18 protein-coding genes are annotated in these 18,043 nt (G+C 74.3%); 9 read left to right on the top strand and 9 right to left on the bottom strand.

The window, feature by feature from the left end:
• The first annotated feature begins 9 nt into the window (after window positions 1–9).
• Both dapB and AC3RJ8_RS10715 read left to right on the top strand, forming a co-directional pair.
• Window positions 10–786, top strand: a complete 777-nt coding sequence (dapB, locus tag AC3RJ8_RS10720; protein ID WP_489712619.1) for a 4-hydroxy-tetrahydrodipicolinate reductase — start codon at window positions 10–12, stop codon at window positions 784–786.
• Window positions 783–1,268, top strand: a complete 486-nt coding sequence (locus AC3RJ8_RS10715) for a tetratricopeptide repeat protein (RefSeq protein WP_489712618.1) — start codon at window positions 783–785, stop codon at window positions 1,266–1,268. The genes dapB and AC3RJ8_RS10715 overlap by 4 nt, the downstream gene beginning before the upstream one ends.
• On the opposite strand, the gene AC3RJ8_RS10710 is transcribed toward AC3RJ8_RS10715, so the two are convergent.
• Window positions 1,252–1,761, bottom strand: coding sequence for a hypothetical protein (locus AC3RJ8_RS10710; RefSeq protein ID WP_489712617.1), 510 nt, complete (start codon window positions 1,759–1,761; stop codon window positions 1,252–1,254). The genes AC3RJ8_RS10715 and AC3RJ8_RS10710 overlap by 17 nt on opposite strands.
• Before the next feature lie 45 nt (window positions 1,762–1,806).
• A complete protein-coding gene (locus AC3RJ8_RS10705; RefSeq protein ID WP_489712616.1) occupies window positions 1,807–3,084 on the bottom strand; it encodes an MFS transporter in 1,278 nt (425 codons plus the stop codon).
• A 48-nt stretch (window positions 3,085–3,132) separates the two neighbouring features.
• Between AC3RJ8_RS10705 and AC3RJ8_RS10700 the strand changes: the two genes are divergently transcribed.
• On the top strand, window positions 3,133–4,002 hold the full coding sequence (locus tag AC3RJ8_RS10700; protein ID WP_489712615.1) for an HdeD family acid-resistance protein: 870 nt from the start codon (window positions 3,133–3,135) through the stop codon (window positions 4,000–4,002).
• Here AC3RJ8_RS10700 and AC3RJ8_RS10695 read toward each other — a convergent pair.
• The 5 genes from AC3RJ8_RS10695 to AC3RJ8_RS10675 are packed head-to-tail and all read right to left on the bottom strand — an operon-like array spanning window position 3,995 to window position 8,325.
• Complete coding sequence (locus AC3RJ8_RS10695) at window positions 3,995–4,501, bottom strand: GNAT family N-acetyltransferase (protein WP_489712614.1); 507 nt, start codon at window positions 4,499–4,501, stop codon at window positions 3,995–3,997. The genes AC3RJ8_RS10700 and AC3RJ8_RS10695 overlap by 8 nt on opposite strands.
• Before the next feature lie 10 nt (window positions 4,502–4,511).
• Window positions 4,512–5,774 carry an MFS transporter gene (locus AC3RJ8_RS10690; protein WP_489712613.1) on the bottom strand — a complete coding sequence of 421 codons (1,263 nt, stop codon included), beginning with the start codon at window positions 5,772–5,774 and terminating at the stop codon, window positions 4,512–4,514.
• Between the two features lie 20 nt (window positions 5,775–5,794).
• Entirely contained in the window at window positions 5,795–6,115 is a 321-nt protein-coding gene (locus tag AC3RJ8_RS10685; protein WP_489712612.1) for an AzlD domain-containing protein, read from the bottom strand.
• Entirely contained in the window at window positions 6,112–6,828 is a 717-nt protein-coding gene (locus AC3RJ8_RS10680) for an AzlC family ABC transporter permease (protein ID WP_489712611.1), read from the bottom strand. Before AC3RJ8_RS10680 ends, AC3RJ8_RS10685 begins: the two co-directional genes overlap by 4 nt.
• 33 nt (window positions 6,829–6,861) lie before the next feature.
• On the bottom strand, window positions 6,862–8,325 hold the full coding sequence (locus AC3RJ8_RS10675) for an NAD-dependent succinate-semialdehyde dehydrogenase (RefSeq protein ID WP_489712610.1): 1,464 nt from the start codon (window positions 8,323–8,325) through the stop codon (window positions 6,862–6,864).
• Between the two features lie 143 nt (window positions 8,326–8,468).
• Here AC3RJ8_RS10675 and dapA point away from each other — a divergent pair, with 143 nt between their 5' ends.
• The 3 genes from dapA to AC3RJ8_RS10660 all read left to right on the top strand — a co-directional run bounded on the left by dapA (window position 8,469) and on the right by AC3RJ8_RS10660 (window position 14,091).
• A complete protein-coding gene (gene dapA, locus AC3RJ8_RS10670) occupies window positions 8,469–9,392 on the top strand; it encodes a 4-hydroxy-tetrahydrodipicolinate synthase (RefSeq protein WP_489712609.1) in 924 nt (307 codons plus the stop codon).
• A 22-nt stretch (window positions 9,393–9,414) separates the two neighbouring features.
• Window positions 9,415–11,100, top strand: a complete 1,686-nt coding sequence (locus tag AC3RJ8_RS10665) for a ribonuclease J (RefSeq protein ID WP_489712608.1) — start codon at window positions 9,415–9,417, stop codon at window positions 11,098–11,100.
• A gap of 435 nt (window positions 11,101–11,535) precedes the next feature.
• A complete protein-coding gene (locus AC3RJ8_RS10660) occupies window positions 11,536–14,091 on the top strand; it encodes an FtsK/SpoIIIE family DNA translocase (RefSeq protein WP_489712607.1) in 2,556 nt (851 codons plus the stop codon).
• A 34-nt stretch (window positions 14,092–14,125) separates the two neighbouring features.
• Here AC3RJ8_RS10660 and AC3RJ8_RS10655 read toward each other — a convergent pair whose 3' ends face one another.
• Complete coding sequence (locus AC3RJ8_RS10655; RefSeq protein ID WP_489712606.1) at window positions 14,126–15,436, bottom strand: CapA family protein; 1,311 nt, start codon at window positions 15,434–15,436, stop codon at window positions 14,126–14,128.
• A 100-nt stretch (window positions 15,437–15,536) separates the two neighbouring features.
• Here AC3RJ8_RS10655 and pgsA point away from each other — a divergent pair, with 100 nt between their 5' ends.
• The 3 genes from pgsA (at window position 15,537) to AC3RJ8_RS10640 (ending at window position 17,125) form a co-directional block, all read left to right on the top strand.
• On the top strand, window positions 15,537–16,130 hold the full coding sequence (gene pgsA, locus AC3RJ8_RS10650) for a CDP-diacylglycerol--glycerol-3-phosphate 3-phosphatidyltransferase (RefSeq protein WP_489712605.1): 594 nt from the start codon (window positions 15,537–15,539) through the stop codon (window positions 16,128–16,130).
• Window positions 16,127–16,591: a CinA family protein gene (locus AC3RJ8_RS10645; protein ID WP_489712604.1), complete on the top strand. Its 465-nt coding sequence runs from the start codon at window positions 16,127–16,129 to the stop codon at window positions 16,589–16,591. Before pgsA ends, AC3RJ8_RS10645 begins: the two co-directional genes overlap by 4 nt.
• A gap of 204 nt (window positions 16,592–16,795) precedes the next feature.
• Window positions 16,796–17,125 carry a helix-turn-helix domain-containing protein gene (locus tag AC3RJ8_RS10640; RefSeq protein WP_407318259.1) on the top strand — a complete coding sequence of 110 codons (330 nt, stop codon included), beginning with the start codon at window positions 16,796–16,798 and terminating at the stop codon, window positions 17,123–17,125.
• A gap of 31 nt (window positions 17,126–17,156) precedes the next feature.
• On the opposite strand, the gene AC3RJ8_RS10635 is transcribed toward AC3RJ8_RS10640, so the two are convergent.
• On the bottom strand, window positions 17,157–17,957 hold the full coding sequence (locus AC3RJ8_RS10635) for a DNA-formamidopyrimidine glycosylase family protein (protein ID WP_489712603.1): 801 nt from the start codon (window positions 17,955–17,957) through the stop codon (window positions 17,157–17,159).
• Between the last annotated feature and the right edge of the window lie 86 nt (window positions 17,958–18,043).

The following is an 18,043-nucleotide window of genomic DNA, read 5'->3' as shown; positions in this document are numbered from 1 at the left end:
GTAGTGCCAGTGAGCACCAGCAGCATCATCAGGGTGGCCGTGGTCGGCGCCGCCGGGCGCATGGGAGCCCAGACCTGCGACGCCGTCGAGGCGGCGCAGGGTGTCGAGCTCGTCGCGCGGCTCGACGCCGGTGACGACGTCGCGGCGGGGATCCGAGACGCCGGCGCACAGGTCGCGGTCGACTTCACGGTGCCGGCCGTCACCGAGGACAACGTGCACGCGGCCCTCGACGCCGGTGCCCACGTGGTCGTGGGCACCACCGGCTGGGACGACGCGTCCCGGGGGCGCGTCGTGGAGCACCTCGGACGTCTCAACGCCGGGAGGCCGGACGGCCAGGGGGTGCTCATCGCCCCCAACTTCGGGCTCTCGGCGGTCCTGGCGATGACGTTCGCCGCGAAGGCGGCGCGCTACTTCGAGTCGGCCGAGGTCGTCGAGCTGCACCATCCGAACAAGGTCGACGCCCCGTCCGGGACCGCCCGTCACACGGCCGCGGCGATCGCGGCGGCGCGCGCGGAGGCCGGCCTCGCACCGTCCCCGGACGCGACGCAGGACGGCTGGGACGCCCGGGGGGCCGACGTCGACGGCGTGCGGGTGCACGCGGTGCGGTTGCGGGGGCTCGTGGCGCACGAGGAGATCCTCTTCGGCAACGAGGGCGAGCAGCTCACGATCCGCCAGGACTCGTTCGACCGGGCCAGCTTCATGCCGGGCGTGCTGCTGGCCGTGCGCGAGGTCGGATCGCGGCCGGGGCTCACGGTGGGTCTCGAGAACGTGCTGGACCTGTCGTGACCGACGGCGCACCCGCCTCGCCCGCCCGGCGGCGGGTGCCCCGCGGGCTCGTGGGAGCCCTGGCCGTCACCGCGCTGCTCGCCCTGTACGTGTGGGCCATCGCCGGCCGGGGCGCGGCCATGCTGGCCAGCGGTGAGCCGGTCCTCATCGGCATCGGGGTCGCCGTGCTCATCATCCCGCTGCTGGTCCTCGGCCTCGTCGCCCGCGAGTTCTGGCTGGCCGCACGGGTGCAGCGGATGGCGGACGAGCTCGCCGCGGCGGGGGAGCTGCCGGTGGACGACCTGCCCCGGTCGCCGGGAGGTCGGATCGACCGCACGGCGGCGGACGAGGCGTTCGCCGCGTACCGGGACGCGGCCGACGCGGCGCCCGAGGACTGGCGGTCCTGGTACCGCCTGGCGTTCGCCTACGACGCCGCGGGGGACCGCCGTCGGGCTCGCGCAGCACTGCGTCGGGCGTCGGCGCTCTTCACACCGCGCGGCTGAGGGCGCCCGGCAGGGCGGCCCAGCAGTACAGGGCGTGCCGGACGGCGTGGGCTCGTCCGGCCAGGTCGCCGAGGTCGCGCAGCGCGGCGGCGAGCTCCTGAGCCCCGGTGCCGACGGGGCCGGACGGACGCGCCGCACGGGCGGCGACGGCTGCCAGGTGATCCGGCGCCGCCGCGGCGAGCTCCGCGGCGACGACGTCCGAGACGGTGACCACCCATGGCCCCTCGGCCCCGCCGGTGAGCAGCCTGCCGTGCCGGGGGTTCTCGGTGATCTCGCCGTAGGAGCGCCCGCAGAGCAGGCCGCCCAGCCTGCCCAGCGTCACGAACGGTTCGACGGACGGCATCCGGACGGTGTCGAACAGCGCTTCGCCGGAGCCACGGGCTGAGCTCGACGGCCCGTCCGGCTGCTGGGCGACGGTCGCGGCCAGGGCGTCCGTCGGCGCAGCGAAGTACTCGGTGACGATCGACCCGGCATCCCCGCCCACGTGGCCCATGGGGGCAGGCTGGCACGCCCGTGCTACGGCGCGGTCACGCGGCGGTTACCGCACCGGGTCGGCGTCCGCCCGAGCCGCGTCACGCGGGAAGGCGCCGCGTGCCACGACGACGGCGACGCACGCCACCGCGACGACACCCGCACCCGTCAGGGCCAGCGCCTGCATGCCCGGTCCGGCCACGACGGTGGCCCCCAGGGCCGCGCCGAGGCCGATGCCGAGGTTGGAGGTCGCGTTGACGAACGCCCCGGCGACGTCCGCCGTCGCGCCCTGCGTGCGCAACGCCGCCGCCTGGAACGTCGCGGGGATCGCGCCGAACGCCGCGAGCCACACGCCGCCGGCGACGAGGACGCCCGCGGGGTGGGGCAGGACGAGCGCGAGGACCGCCAACGCGCCGACGATCGTGGCCATGGCGGTGATCGTTAGGGCGCGGGGCGTGCGGTCCAGGTAGCGGGCCGCGGCCCACAGCCCGACGAGACCCAGGGCACCGAAGAGCAGGAGCACCGGACCGACCGCGGCCTCGGACAGCCCGGTCGCCAGGAGCAGCACCGAGACGTAGGTGTAGACGGCGTAGTGCCCGCCGAACAGCACGGTGTTGGTGCCGACCACCACCCCGAGCCGCCGGCGTCCCTGGCGGGCGGCCGAACGGTCGCGTGGTGGCGGCGGGTCGACGGCCACGGCGGGCAGCAGCCGGGCCACCAGGAGCGCCGTCAGGGCGCAGACGCCACCGAGCAGGGCGAAGGACCACCGCCAGCCGACGGCGGCTCCCAGGGACGTCGACAGAGGCACCCCCAGGACGAACCCCATGGTCCCGCCCGCCGTGACGAGCGTCAGCGCCCGGCCCGTGTAGAGGGGGCCGACGAGGCGTGCGGCGTACGCGATCGACACCGAGAAGAAGACGGCGTGTCCGATCCCGCCGAGGGTGCGCCCGGCGGCCATGACGGCGAACGACGGCGCCACCGCGACGAGCAGGTTGCCGGCCACGTAGGCAGCCAGCGTGACGAGGAGCAGGGGCTTGCGGGGGAACCGTTGCGTGGCCAGCGTGAGCGGCACGGCGCAGGCCGCGACGACCAGGGCGTAGACGGTGACGAGCAGACCGGCCGTCGACTCCGGGACACCGACACCGCGGGCCAGCTGCGGCAGGAGGCCGACGGGCAGCACCTCGGTGGTGATGGCGACGAAGTTCGCGACCGCGAGGACCGCGATCCCTCCGGCCGCGTCGCGCACGGTGCGGGTGGTGGGGGCTGACGGTGGCACCGCCTCATCCTGCCATCCCGCGGCGTGGGCGCCGTCCGTCGTCGGCCCGTCGTGCACGAGGGTGGCCACGCTCGTAGCCTGACCGCAGGTCAGCAGCCGACGACGAGAGGACCACGCATGGCCACCGACGACGTGGACGCCACCGACGACGTGGACGCCACCGACGACGCCGCTGTCGGCGCGTTCCGCAACCCCTTCCGGCGGGTCTGGTGGCTGCCCGTCGTGCGGGGGGTCGCCCTCGTGGTGCTCGGCCTGCTGCTGATGATCGAACCGCTGGGCGAGCTGGAGGTGCTGCGGCTGCTCGTCGGCGCGTTCCTCGTGCTCGACGCGGTGCTGGTCGTGGTCCAGTGGTTCGTGCACCGCCGACAGGTGGGCTCCGCCTGGTGGCTCGCCCAGGCGGCCGTCAACGTGCTCTTCGGCGTCGCCGTCGCGTTCTGGCCGGACCTGGAGCCGACGCCGCTCTACTACGTCCTCGCCAGCTGGGCGATCGTGCTCGGGATCGTCGCCGTCGTCGGCGGCGCCGCGCTGGCCCGCAACCGCGACCTCGGCTGGCCGTGGATGATCACGTTCGGCATCACGGCGGGCCTGTTCGGCCTGCTGCTGGTCACGCGTCCGCTCGACTCCCTGGACGTGCTGCGCCTCGTGACGATCGTCTTCGCCCTGTTCGCCTTCGTCGCGGGCTCGATCCACCTGGTGTCCGGGTTCGCCGTCCGCTCGGTCTCCCGTGAGCTGTGGGGGCTGCGCGAGCAGGCGGAGAAGATGGGCGTCGTGGTCACGGGCGGTTCGGTGCTGGGCTCGGCGAACCCGCAGGCGGCGCCGGCGGCGGCGGCCGGGCCGTCGGTGCGTCCCGCCGCCCCGGGCACGGCGTCGTCGCCGGGCTCCGTGGGCGGCCCGCCGTCGGTCTCGACCCCGGTGGACGGCCCGGCCGGGGGTGACGCGCCAGAGCACCGCGGTCCGGAGCGCGAGGGGACCGACGACGTCAGATGACGGCCGACCAGCGGCGCTCGACGACGTCCCGTGCGCCGGTGGCGAGCGCCCGCTCGACGCCGTCCGGGCCGAGACCGGACGAGGACAGAAAGCGCTCGCGGCCCTCGTCACCGTCGAGCACCCAGGTGACCACCTCCGTGGCGCCGTCGGTGCGCAGGCGGTCGACGGCGGCGGCCAGCAGCCGGGACCCGTGCCCGGCGAGGCGGTGGTCCGGCGCGACCTCGAGCGCCATCACCTGACCGGGACCGACGGCGGCGAAGCCGACGACCCGCGGGCCGTCGAGGGCGACGAGGACCGCGAAGCCCGGACCGGGTGGGCGGACGATCGCGTCCGTCCACCGTTCCTGCATCCGCGGCACGTCCAGGGCGTCGACGGCGTCACCGAGCGTCTCGGCGTGCGTGGCACGCCAGGCGTCGACCTGGACCCGGGTCACCGCCTCCTCGTCGCCGGGGACGGCCGGGCGGACGGAGACGTCGGCGGTCTCGCGGAACAGTGCCATGGCTCACACCCTAGGCGCTCGTCAGCGGGTCCCGGGACGTCGTGGGGACGTCCCGCGGTGGCCGGACCTGCCCGGCCACCGCGAGACTGAGGACCACGGCGCCGCAGATGACGAGCAGCGCCGAGCGCACCCCGACCTGGTCGGCCAGCAGCCCGAGCAAAGGTGGCGCGGCGAGCATCGACACCGTCGAGAACGAGGTCGCGACGGCGACGCGGGGCGCGGCGTGGACCGGTTCGTCCGACGCCGCCGAGATGGCGATCGGGTTCGCCAGCGCGGCGCCGCACCCCCACAGGACGACACCGCACCAGGCCAGGGCCAGCGTCGGTGCCAGACCGAACAGGAGCAGCCCGGCCAGCGCGGCGAACCCCGAGACGCGCAGGACGGTCACCCGCCCCCACCGGTCGATCAGGCCGGTGCCGGCGAGCCGCACGGCGGTCATCGAGGCCACGAACGTCCCGTAGGCGACGGCGCCGACCGCCTCCCGGGCGGCGAACCCGTCGACGACGGCGAGGGACAGCCACGTCCCGGCCGCCCCCTCGGAGAGGGAGGCGGCCAGCAGCACCAGGCCGACGAGCAGCGTGCGGGGCTCGCGCCAGGCAGCCAGCGCGGCGCGCACCCCGCTGCCGCGCCGGGCGGAGGCCCCGTCGGAGGTCGCGCGCCCGTGGGCGGGAGCCAGCGTCGTCGACGGCACGACGAGCAGGGCGCGCACGAGGGTGACGACGGCGGTGACCACGACGAGCTGGACGGCGACGTGCGCGCCGGACCAGGCGAAGGCAGCCCCGACGAGCGCGCCCAGGGCGGCTCCGACGGAGAACGCCGCGTGGAAGTGGGGCAGGATGGCTCGCCCGACGGCGCGCTCCACCCCGGCCGCGCTGATGTTGATCGGGATGTTGGTCAGGGCGCCGCACATCCCGTTCACGCACGCCCCCAGCGCGAACAGCGGGACGCTGGCCGTGGCGGTCGCGACGGCGAGCACCCCGAAACCGGCGGCGTTGCCCGCCGTGGCCGCGACGAGCGTCCGCCGACTGCCGAAGCGGGCGACGACGGCGCCGGTGACGAGGACCGCGAGCAGCGTGCCGACGCCGCCCACGACCAGGAGCGACCCGAGCTGTCCGGCGCTGAGTCCCAGCTCCGACCGGATCGAGGGCAGGCGGCTCATCCACGACGTGCCCAGCACGCCGAACAGCGAGAACTGCACCAGGAGCGTCCACCGTGCCCGGGTGACCTCGAGGCGCGGGGAGGCGGGGCGCGGCGCAGGGCCGGAAGGGGGCATCGGGCCAGCCTAGGCCCGTCTCAGCCCCACCCGAGAGCCCGCAGACCGGCTGCCGAGGCCGCCGCGAGCACCACGACCACGATGAACGGGGCGCGCAGCGCCAGGGCCACGGCGGCCACCGCGAGGGCGGGGACCCGGGCGTCGACGACGACGGACGTGCCGTCGGCGAAGGTCTGCACGACGACGAGGGAGACGAGCAGCGCGACCGTCACGAGGGTGGAGGTGCGCTGCACCCGCTCGGTGGCCAGCCAGTGCTCGGGGACCCGGTGCCCGGCGAGCTTGAGCGCGAGGCTCGCCAGCGAGGCGACGACGACCGTCACCCAGAGCACGGTGATGGTCATCGCCCACCTCCCGCGTCCGGCGTCGGCCGTGCGGTTGCCACGAGGCCGACGACGATCGCCGCAGCCGCCGCGGCGAGCACCGGGACGCCCGACGGGGTCACCGGGACCAGGGCGAGCGTGACCAGCACGGCCAGTCCGGCGACGAGCTGGGCACGGCGGTCGGCGAGCCGCGGCCACACGAGCGCGAGGAACGCCGCCCCGGCCGCCGCGTCGAGACCCCAGGCGCGCGGGTCACCGAGCGCGTCGCCGGCGAGCGCACCCACCAGGGTGAACGCGTTCCACAGCACGAAGACCCCGAGCCCTGCCGTCCAGAACCCGGCTCGCACCGCCGCGGGCGTGCGCTGGCCGACCGCCACCGCCGTCGACTCGTCGATCGTGACCTGGGCGGCGGCGAGCCGACGCCAGCCGGTCAGGGACAGCAGCGGCGACACGACCGCCCCGTAGAGCATGTTCCGTACCCCGAGCAGCGTCGACGTCGCGATCGCCGCGACCGGCGACCCGCCCGCCGCGACGACGCCGATGAGCGCGAACTGCGAGCCCCCGGAGAACAGCAGCAGGCTCAGCGCGGCGGTCTGCGCCACCGAGAGCCCGGCGACGACGGCCAGGGCTCCGAAGGAGATGCCGTACAGGCCGGTCGCGACGGCGACGCTCGCGCCCTGCCGGACGGCGGCGGCGACCTCGGGGGAGGCTCTTGGTGAGAACTGTCGGTCCACGAGCCACAGGAAACCACGCGCGCCCGTGAGGGCTCACATCGCGACGTACACCGTCTCGAGGTACTCCTCCAGGCCGGCAGCGCCGCCCTCGCGTCCCAGGCCCGACTGCTTGACACCGCCGAACGGGGCGCTGGCGTCCGAGACCATGCCGCGGTTGACCCCGATCATGCCGGCGTCGATCTCGTGGGCCGCCCGCATCGCCAGGTCGAGGTCCCGGGTGTAGGCGTAGGCGGCGAGCCCGTACTCGGTGCCGTTGGCCAGCGCGAACGCCTCGTCGGCGTCGTCGAAGGCCACCACGGGTGCGACGGGGCCGAAGATCTCCTCGGTGACGCAGCGCGCGTCGGCGGGGGTGCCTGCGAGCACGGTGGGGGAGTAGAAGTAGCCCCTGCCCTCGGGCCGCGACCCGCCGACGAGCGCACGTGCGCCGCGACGGGTGGCGTCGGTGACGAGCTCGTCGACCTTGTCGACGGCGCTCGCACCGATCAGGGGGCCGACGTCGTGGCCCTCGGCACCGGGGCCGACGGACAGTGCGCTGAACCGCTCGGCGAGCCGCTCGGCGAACTCCTGCGCGAGCGACCCGTGGACGAGGAACCGGTTGGCCGCGACGCACGACTGCCCGCCGTTGCGGAGCTTGGCGACCATCGCGCCCTCGACGGCGGCGTCGAGGTCGGCGTCGGCGAACACCACGAACGGGGCGTTGCCCCCCAGCTCCATCGAGCAGTTGAGCACCTGCTCGGCGGCCTGGCCCAGCAGCACGCGCCCCACGCCCGTCGACCCGGTGAAGGAGAGCTTGCGCAGGCGACCGTCCGCGATCACGGGTCCCGTCACGGTCTTCGCCGACGACGTCGGCACGACGTTGACCGCTCCGGTCGGCAGGTCGCGCTCGGCCAGCTCGGCGCGCAGGATCTCCGCGACGGCCATCGTCGTCAGCGGCGTGAGCTGGGCGGGCTTGATCACCACGGGGCAGCCGGCGGCCAGTGCGGGGCCGATCTTGCGCGTCGCCATCGCGATGGGGAAGTTCCAGGGGGTGATGAGCAGCGCGGGGCCGACGGGCCGGCGGTGCACGAGCTGGCGGTTGGCCCCGGCCGGGGCGGTGCGCATCAGGCCCGGCGCCCGGACCGCCTCCTCGGCGAACCAGCGGAAGAACTCCGCCCCGTAGGCGACCTCGGCCCGGGACTCGGCGAGCGGCTTGCCGCCCTCCGCCGTGATGAGGGCGGCCAGCTCGTCGGTGCGTTCGACGATCGCCTCGAAGCACGCCCGGAGGAGCTCGGAGCGGTCCCGGGGGGCGACGGCCGCCCAGGCGGGGGCGGCGTCGTGGGCGGCGGCGAGCGCCGCGGTCCCGTCCTCTCCGGTGCCGTCGGCGACGCTGGTGAGCACCTCCTCGGTGGCGGGGTCGACCACGTCGAAGGTGGCGCCGCCGGTCGCCGGACGCCACTCGCCGCCGACGAGCACCTGGGTGGGGACGTCGCGGGCGGTGGAGGGAGTCGTCGGAGTCATACCGTCCAGTATGTGTCGGTGCCGTGCCGACGCAACAGCCCCGGCCGGCGACGTGCGCACCCTGGGACGACGTCTCACGACACCGGCCCGGGAACGGCTGGACGACGGCGCCCCGAAGCACCCGAGAACGGTACGGTGACCCTATGACGCTGCCCGGTACCCCTGCGCGCCCGTTCGGCGCCGTCCTCACCGCGATGGTCACGCCCATGACGGGCTCGGGGGAGATCGATCTCGATGCCGCGGCGGCGCTCGCCCGCCGCCTGGTCGACGACGGGAACGACGGCCTCGTGCTGTCGGGGACGACGGGCGAGGCGCCGGCCACGCACGCCCCGGAGAAGGCGGCGCTCGTGCGGACCGTCGTCGACGCCGTCGGGGACCGCGCCGCGGTGCTGACCGGGGCCGGATCGAACGACACGGCGCACGCCGTCCGCATGGCCGAGCAAGCGGCCGAGGCCGGTGCGGACGGGCTCCTGGTCGTCTCACCGTACTACTCCCGCCCCACCCAGGAGGGGCTCTACCGGCACTTCGCCACCGTCGCGGACGCGACCGAGCTGCCGGTCATGCTGTACGACATCCCGGGCCGGGCCGGCGTGCGGATCGCGCCGTCGACGTACGAGCGCATCGCCGCGCACCCCCGCGTCGTCGCCACGAAGGACGCCACCGGCGATCTCACCGACGTGCCCGCGCTGCGCGCCGCCACCGGGCTGGCCTGGTACTCCGGCGACGACACCCTGCTGCTGCCCTTCCTCGCCCACGGGGCCGCCGGGATCGTCTCGGTGTCCGCGCACCTGGTGGGTCGTGCCTTCGCCGAGGTCGTGCGCCGCTTCGACGCCGGCGACCACGCCGGCGCGCTGGAGGTCTTCACCACGACGCTGCCCGTGGTCGCGGCCATCAACGGCGCCGGTGCGCAGGCCGTCATGACCAAGGCCGCGCTCGAGGTGCTCGGCGTCCTCGACAACCGCGAGCTGCGCCTGCCGAACGTCGCCGCCACGGACGACGACGTCGCGGCCGTGCGCGCAGCCCTCGTCGCCGGCGGTGTCCTGGACGCCGCCCCCGCTCTCCCGTGACACCCCCAGGCCAGGAGGCCCCGTGAGCCACCCTCACCCCGATCTTCCCCTTCCTCCCGAGCTGCCGGCCGGTGGCCTGCGCATCGTGGCGCTCGGCGGGCTCGGCGAGGTCGGTCGCAACATGGCCGTCCTCGAGTACGACGGCCGTCTGCTCGTCATCGACTGCGGCGTGCTCTTCCCCGAGGACCATCAGCCGGGTGTGGACCTGATCCTGCCGGACTTCGAGTACATCGCCGACCGGCTGGACGACATCGAGGCGATCGTCCTGACGCACGGGCACGAGGACCACATCGGGGCGGTGCCGTACCTGCTGCGTCGCCGCCGGGACATCCCGATCTACGGTTCGCAGCTCACCCTCGCGTTCCTCGAGGCGAAGCTCAAGGAGCACCGGATCAAGCCGGTGACGCGGGTCGTCGCCGAGAACGACACGGTCCGCCTGGGCGTGTTCGGGCTCGAGTTCGTCGCGGTGAACCACTCCATCCCCGACGCGCTCGCCGTCGCCGTGACCACCGGTGCGGGCACCGTGCTGCACACGGGCGACTTCAAGATGGACCAGCTCCCGCTCGACGGCCGGGTGACCGACCTGCGTGCCTTCGCACGGCTCGGCGAGCAGGGGGTCGACCTGTTCATGGTCGACTCGACGAACGCCGAGGTCCCGGGCTTCGTGACGAACGAGGTCGAGATCGGGCCGGTCCTCGACAGCGTCTTCGCCCAGGCCGAGACGCGCATCGTCGTCGCGTCCTTCTCATCGCACGTGCACCGCGTCCAGCAGGTTCTCAACGCCGCGCACGCCCACGGCCGCAAGGTCGCCCTGGCCGGCCGCTCGATGATCCGCAACATGGGGATCGCGGCCGAGCTCGGCTACCTCGACGTGCCGCCCGGCGTGCTGATCGACCTCAAGCGCACCGGCGACGTCCCGGACCACGAGCTGGTCTACATGTGCACCGGGTCGCAGGGGGAGCCGATGGCCGCCCTGAGCCGGATGGCGAACGGCGACCACCGCGTCGAGATCGGCCACGGCGACACCGTGATCCTCGCCAGCTCCCTCATCCCGGGCAACGAGAACTCCGTGTTCCGCGTCATCAACGGCCTGACGCGTCTGGGTGCGCGCGTCGTGCACTCGGGCAACGCGAAGGTCCACGTCTCGGGGCACGCCAGCGCGGGCGAGCTCCTCTACTGCTACAACATCCTGCGGCCCAAGAACGTCATGCCGGTGCACGGCGAGGTGCGCCACCTCGTGGCGAACGCGGCGCTGGCGGTCCGGACGGGAGTTCCGGCGGACCGTGTCGTGCTCGCGGAGGACGGCGTCGTCGTCGACCTCGTCGACGGTAGGGCCTCGGTCGTCGGGGCGGTGCCCTGCGGGTACGTCTACGTCGACGGTTCGTCGGTGGGCGAGGTCACAGAGAACGAGCTCAAGGACCGCCGCACCCTCGGCGAGGAGGGTTTCGTGTCCGTCTTCGCCGTCGTCGACTCCGCCACCGGCAAGGTGCTCGCGGGCCCGCAGATCCTGGCGCGCGGCATGGCGGAGGACGACGCGGTCTTCGGCGACATCCAGCCCGACGTCGTCAAGGCGCTCGAGGACGCGATCGCCGGCGGCGCCACCGACACGCACCAGCTCCAGCAGGTGATGCGCCGCGTGATCGGCCAGTGGCTCAACCGCCGGCTGCGCCGTCGCCCGATGATCGTCCCCGTCGTCGTGGAGGCATGACCCGGAGCGAGCGTGCGAGTGCAGGGGCGTGCCGACCAGAGGGTTCGCGAGGCATGACCCGGAGCGAGCATGCGAGTGCAGGGGCGTGCCGACCAGAGGGTTCGCGAGGCATGACCCGGAGCGAGCGTGCGGGGTCCGTGACGGTGCTCACGCCACACCGGCGTGACACGCGTCCGCGACCTGCGGCGTCGTGCCGGTGCGCGCGGGTACCGTGAGAGCATCATGGCCACCCGGACGACTCCCCGGAACAACCGCGGGAACCCTCGAGGTGCGGCACGCACGGGGCGGAAACCTTCGGTGTCCGCCTCCGGACGTCGTGCGTCGTCGACGCGCGCCGGAGCCGGACGCGGCGCGGCCCGGTCGGGGTCGTCCCAGGGGTCGGGGAGACGTCCGGCGGCGAAGCGCCGCCCGGCCGGGCCGCCCTGGCCGGTCCGGATGGTGCGCGGTGCCTACTTGGGCGTCGCGCACGGCCTGGGCGCCGTCACCCGCACGATCACCAAGGGAGCGAGAGACCTGGAACCGGAGCACCGTCGAGACGGCGTCGCCTTCTTCCTCATCGCGCTCGCGCTCGTCGTGGCGGCGCGCGAGTGGTGGGGGATCCCGGGGACGTTCGGTGACGTCGTCCATGCCGTCGTGGCGGGGACGGTCGGGCTGGCCGGCGTGGCGGTGCCGGTGCTGCTGCTGTGGCTCGGGGTGCGCATCATGCGCCACCCGGAGCGTGGGCGGGCGAACTCCCGTGTCGCGATCGGCCTGAGCCTGATCGTCGTCTCGGTCTGCTCCCTGGTGGCGGTCGCGGAGGGGACGCCCTCGCCGCGGGACGGGTTCGCGGACGTGCAGGACGCCGGGGGCATCATCGGCTATCTCGCCGGGACCCCGGTCGTCATCGGCGTGACCCAGTGGGTCGCCGTGCCCCTGTTCCTCCTGCTCGGCTTCTTCGGGCTCCTCGTGGTGACGGCGACGCCCGTGCACCGCATCCCGGAGCGCGTGCAGGGCCTCTACGACCGCCTGACGGGCAACCACCACGAGGCCGACGGCGAGGCGGACGAGGGTCTGCGCCTCGCGGACGGCGTCTCGGCGCACGACGGGTCGGAGGAGCGGGCGCCGCGCAAGCGTCGCAAGCGCCGGACCAAGGCCGAGCGGGCGGCGGACGCTGCGGCCGCGGAGCTCGACCGGTACGCCGGTGACGAGGCGTTCGAGAAGGCTGCCACGCTGGACCCCGCCGCCGACGGCGGGACCGGGCCGGTCGACCGGGCGGCGGCCACGCAGCGGGTCCCCGCGGGCACGAAGGCCGCGCCGACGGCCGCGGCCGCGCCGGTCGCGCGCACCGCCCCGGAGCCGACGCCGGCGCTGGCCGGACGGGCGGAGCAACCGATGCTCTCCGGCGACACGGTCTACCTGCTGCCGAGCGAGGAGGCGCTGGTCGAGGGGGCGCCGCACAAGACGCGGTCGGCCGTGAACGACCGCGTGGTCGAGTCGCTGACGAAGGTGTTCGCCGACTTCGGCGTCGACGCGGAGGTCACGAACTTCACGCGCGGACCGACGGTGACGCGCTACGAGGTCGAGGTCGGGGCGAAGACCAAGGTCGAACGCATCACGTCGCTGTCGAACAACATCGCGTACGCCGTGGCCAGCGCCGACGTGCGGATCCTCTCGCCGATCCCCGGCAAGTCAGCGATCGGCATCGAGATCCCGAACTCCGACCGCGAGACGGTCGTCCTGGGTGACGTCCTGCGCTCGTCGGCGGCCCGGCGCACCGAGCACCCGATGGTCATGGGCGTCGGTAAGGACGTCGAGGGCGGTTTCGTCGTCGCGAACCTGGCGAAGATGCCGCACATCCTCGTCGCCGGTGCGACCGGCGCCGGCAAGTCGAGCTTCATCAACTCGATGATCACCTCCATCCTCATGCGGGCGACGCCGGAGCAGGTGCGGCTGGTCCTGGTCGACCCCAAGCGGGTCGAGCTGACGATCTACGAGGGCATCCCGCACCTGATCACGCCCATCATCACGAACCCGAAGAAGGCGGCCGAGGCGCTGGAGTGGGTCGTGCGGGAGATGGACGCGCGCTACGACGACCTCGCGACGTTCGGCTTCAAGCACATCGACGACTTCAACGCCGGGGTGCGGTCCGGGAAGGTCAAGCCGCTGCCCGGTTCGGAGCGCAAGATCGCCCCGTACCCCTACCTGCTCGTCGTCGTCGACGAGCTGGCGGACCTGATGATGGTCGCCCCGCGCGACGTCGAGGCGTCGATCCAGCGCATCACGCAGCTGGCGCGCGCCGCGGGCATCCACCTGGTGCTGGCGACGCAGCGCCCCTCGGTCGACGTCGTCACCGGCCTGATCAAGGCGAACGTGCCCTCGCGGCTCGCGTTCGCCACGTCGTCGCTGGCCGACTCCCGCGTGGTCCTCGACCAGCCGGGTGCCGAGAAGCTCATCGGCCAGGGCGACGCCCTGTTCCTGCCGATGGGGGCGGCCAAGCCCATGCGCGTGCAGGGCGCCTGGGTGACCGAGTCCGAGGTGCACGCCGTCGTCGAGCACGTGAAGTCGCAGCTCAAACCCGTCTACCGTCCGGACGTCACGGCACCCGCCGCGGCGAAGAAGCAGATCGACGAGGACATCGGCGACGACCTCGACCTGCTGCTGCAGGCCGCCGAGCTGGTGGTCTCCACCCAGTTCGGCTCCACCTCGATGCTGCAGCGCAAGCTGCGCGTCGGGTTCGCGAAGGCCGGCCGGCTCATGGACCTGCTCGAGTCCCGCGAGATCGTGGGGCCCTCGGAGGGTTCGAAGGCACGCGACGTGCTGGTGCAGCCCGACGACCTGCCGGCGGCGCTCGCGCTGATCCGTGGCGAGACCGCTCCGGCGACCGCCTACGACCAGGACTCCGACGGGGCGGGGACGGACCCGTCCGCGGACGGCACCGACGCGCACCGGCCCCCGGTCGCCACGGAGTACCACGACGGCGCCGACACCGACGCCGAGAACCCGGTGCGCTGAGCGGGCGGGACGGAGCAGGTCGGGACCGAGCAGGTCAGTTGTCCGCCGGGTCGCTCGCGCGCGGAAGCACCGTGGGTTCCGGTCCGGTCGATCCGACCGGTTCGAGACGCTCGCTCGCGGCGTCCCGCACGGCGTCCGCGACGCGTTCCTGGCGAGTCGCCAGCTCGGCGGCCGTCAAGGTCGTCGTGCCGGGGTCGTCGAGCACGTCGGGCAGGGCGTGCACCCGGTGCCCGGCGGCGATGTCGACGGTCGTCGCCGTCCATCCGACGTCGGACAGCACCGTGGGGCCGGAGGGGCGTTCCTGGGTGAAGGTGGCCGACAGCAGCACACCGTTGCTGGTCCGGGCGTCGCAGCACGCCGCGCTCTGGTTCGACAGCAGGTTGCCCAGGCCGTAGGCGGCCCACATGCCCTCGTCGGCCGGACCGCCGTCGACCCGTTCGATGCGCTGGGGGACGTGGGCGTGGTGGCCGATCACCAGGTCGACCGCACCGGACTCGCCGAGGGCCCGGACGACGTCGACCTGCTGGTCGGTGAGGTTCTCGGTGTACTCGACGCCGGCGTGCAGGCTCACCAGCACCACGTCGGCGCCGTCCTTGCGGGCCTGCCGGGCGTCGTCGACGAGGCGTCCGGCGTCGATCATGTCCACGGCCCACGGGGCGTCCGCCGGCATCGGCAGCCCGTTGAGCCCGTAGGTCGCCGAGAGGTGCGCCACGGTGAGCGTGCGCCCGGACCGTTCGACGCCGTAGCGCTGCGGTGCGGCCTGCTCCGCCTCCGAGCGGGCGGTGCCCACGTGGCCGAGACCGGCCTCGTCGAACGTGTCCAGGGCCGCGACGACGCCGTCGTACCCGCGGTCCACCGAGTGGTTGGACGCCGTCGAGCAGCCGTCCCAGCCCTGCTCCGCGACGGCGTCCACGAGCCCCGCCGGCGCGGCGAACATCGGGTACCCGCTCGGTGCGGTCCCCTCGGGTGCCACCGGCACCTCCATGTGGCACAGCGCCAGGTCGGCTCCCGCGACCCACGCGTCGAGGCCGGACAGCAGCGTCCCGAAGTCGTCGCCGCCGTCGGCGGAGCGGACGACGGGGCCGTGAGGCAGCAGGTCGCCGGCCGCCAGCACGGTGAAACGCGCGGGCGGGACCGGTGCCGGCGGGTCGGACTTCGCGACGCCGACGTCGGGCGGGGCCGTGACGGTGCGCCCGGGAGCGGGTGGGCCGTCGGCCAGCACCTGCCAGGCGGCGAACGCGACCACCACGGCCGCGAGGAGCGCGAGCAGGATCCCTCGACGACGGGTGGCACCGGGCAGCCGGCGCGCGTGCGCCGGACCGGAGAAGTCCGTGGAGTGCTGCACCCGCGTGAGACTACCGGTGGCCGAGGTGCCGGTGCGGGCGGGACCGAGGAGCCGCCGCGGCCGGCGAGGTCGGACCGCCCCGGGCCAGTAGGCTGGACGGATGACCGACCCCGCTCCTTCACCGTGGAACATCGCGAACGTCGTGACCATGGTGCGCATCGCCCTCGTCCCGGTCTTCGCGTGGGCGTTGCTCGTGGACGACGGGACGTCGGTGACCTGGCGGCTCGTGGCCACGGGCATCTTCGCCGCCGCCGCGCTGAGCGACAAGATCGACGGCTACCTGGCCCGCTCCCGGGGCCTGGTCACGGATCTGGGCAAGCTCCTCGACCCCATCGCGGACAAGGCGCTGGTCGGGTCCGCGCTCGTCCTGCTGTGGTGGCCGTTGGGCGAGCTGCCGTGGTGGGTCCCCGTCGTCATCCTCGCCCGCGAGCTCGGCATCACCGTGATGCGCATGGCGATGCTGCGGTACGCGGTGATGCCGGCCTCCCGCGGCGGCAAGATCAAGACCGTCCTGCAGATCGTGGCGATCCTGCTGTTCCTGCTGCCGCTGGCCCACCTGCCCCAGGCCGTGCTGGTCGTGGCGTGGATCGCCATGGGTGCCGCCGTGGTGGTCACCGTGGTGACGGGCGTCGACTACCTGGTCCAGGGCTGGCGCATCCGGCGCGACGCGCGCCGCACGGGGACGGGCCGGTGAGCGCTCGCAGTCTGCTGGAGCAGGCGGCGCGGCGCGGCTGGACGGTCGGGGTCGCCGAGTCCCTCACCGGCGGGCTCGTCGCCGCCACCCTCGTCGAGGTGCCCGGGGCGTCGGGCGTCGTGCGCGGCGCCGTCGTCGCCTACGCGACCGACCTGAAGGCGACGCTGCTCGGCGTCGACGTCGGTCTCCTCGCGGAGCGCGGAGCCGTCGACCCGGACGTGGCGGCGGCGATGGCGCAGGGTGCCCGGCGGGTGACCGGGTCCGACGTCGGGCTCGCGACGACCGGGGTGGCCGGTCCCGCGCCCCAGGACGGGCACCCGCCGGGGCTGGTCTACGTGGCCGTGGCGACGCCGGGTGCGAGCGCGGTGCGCCGGCTGGACGTCGACGAGGACCGCGCCGGTGTCCGGGCGAGCGCGCTGGACGCGGTGCTGGGGCTGGCGGTCGAGCTGGTGGCCGGGTGAAGGTCCGGTGCGCCGACGGCGAGGATCCCGTCCGGGACCGGAGTGCGGGAACACCGGGGGCCGGCGGGGCGTTGGGCAGGTGTGATCGCAGACAGGCCACGAACCCGTATCGATGCGCGTCCCGGTCGGCGTGCGCTCCCCGGCTCGGGGTACGGTAGTGCCACTCCTCGACACGGGGTGGCGGACAAGGAGAGGGGGCGCGACATGATCGTCCTACGACGAGAGATCGGTGACGTGCTGCGCGACGCGCGGCAGCGTCAGGGGCGCACCCTGCGAGAGGTGTCCTCGGCCGCACGGGTCTCGCTGGGCTATCTCAGCGAGGTCGAGCGTGGTCAGAAGGAAGCCTCCTCGGAGCTGCTCGCCTCGATCTGCGAGGCTCTGGACGTGCCGCTGTCGCTGGTGCTGCGCGAGGTGAGCGACAAGATCGCGGTGGCCGAAGGGCTGCACGTCCCGGACACGATCCCTGCCGACGTCCTCGCGGGGATGTACGCGCGCGGCGGCGCGGCGCGCGAGGACCTCACGCCGGTCGGCTGACCAGCCGCCGTACGGCGCGAGGCCACCCGGCTCAGCCGTGGGTCCCGCTCGCCTGACACGTCGGGCACCAGAACACGGGCCGCTCGTACGGAGGTTCGTTGGCCTGACCGACGGCGATCGGCGTACGGCAGCGTCGGCACGGCTGACCCAGTCGGCCGTGCACGGCACGCTCCACGTGCTGCAACCCGTGGGCGCGGCCCACGTCGACGCTGCGCCCCATGAGCCGCCGGGCCGTCGTCAGGAGCTCTCGTCGTGCCCCGGCGTCGAGCGCGCTCACCGGGGTCCACGGGTGCCGACGTACGGCGAACAGCGTCTCCGCCATCCAGATCGTGCCGAGACCCGCGAGGACCCGCTGGTCGAGCAGGACGTCGCACAGGGGCCGGCTGCCCTGGTCCCCGAGCCGGTCGAGGCCGACGGCGAGGCCCGTGGTGGCGAAGTCGTCAGCGAGCACGTCGGGGCCGAGGTGTGCCAGCAACGCGTGCTCGTCGCGCGTGCGCACCAGGTCCAGCATGCCGAGCCGCCAGCCCACGCAGGTCCAGCGGTCGGTGGCGAGCACCGCCCGCACCTCGGGGTGCCGGGCCGCCGCGGCCCGGCTTCCGGTGCGCTCCACCCGCCAGGCGCCCTCCATCCGCAGGTGCGTGTGCAGCGTGCGGCCGTCGTCGAACCGGGTGAGCAGGTGCTTGCCGTACGCCACGCACGCCGTGACGGCCCGGCCGGTGAGGTCGGCACCGGCCGCGGTGGGCCACCGCAGGTCGGCACGCACCAGCGGGCGGCCGCGCAGTGCCTCGTCGAGGCGTTCCGCCGTCAGTCGCAGCACGTCACCCTCGGGCACGGGGCCTCCCCTCCGCCAGTCCGGCGACGACCAGGGTCGCACACGCGACGATCAGGGACCGACCAGGGAAGTACCTGATGGTTTGT

Source organism: Isoptericola sp. MSGPD8_1_ISO-PGPR-S23-394 (assembly GCF_058072785.1).
Note: the sequence above shows the minus strand (reverse complement) of the source record. Positions and strands in the feature narration are given on the sequence as shown.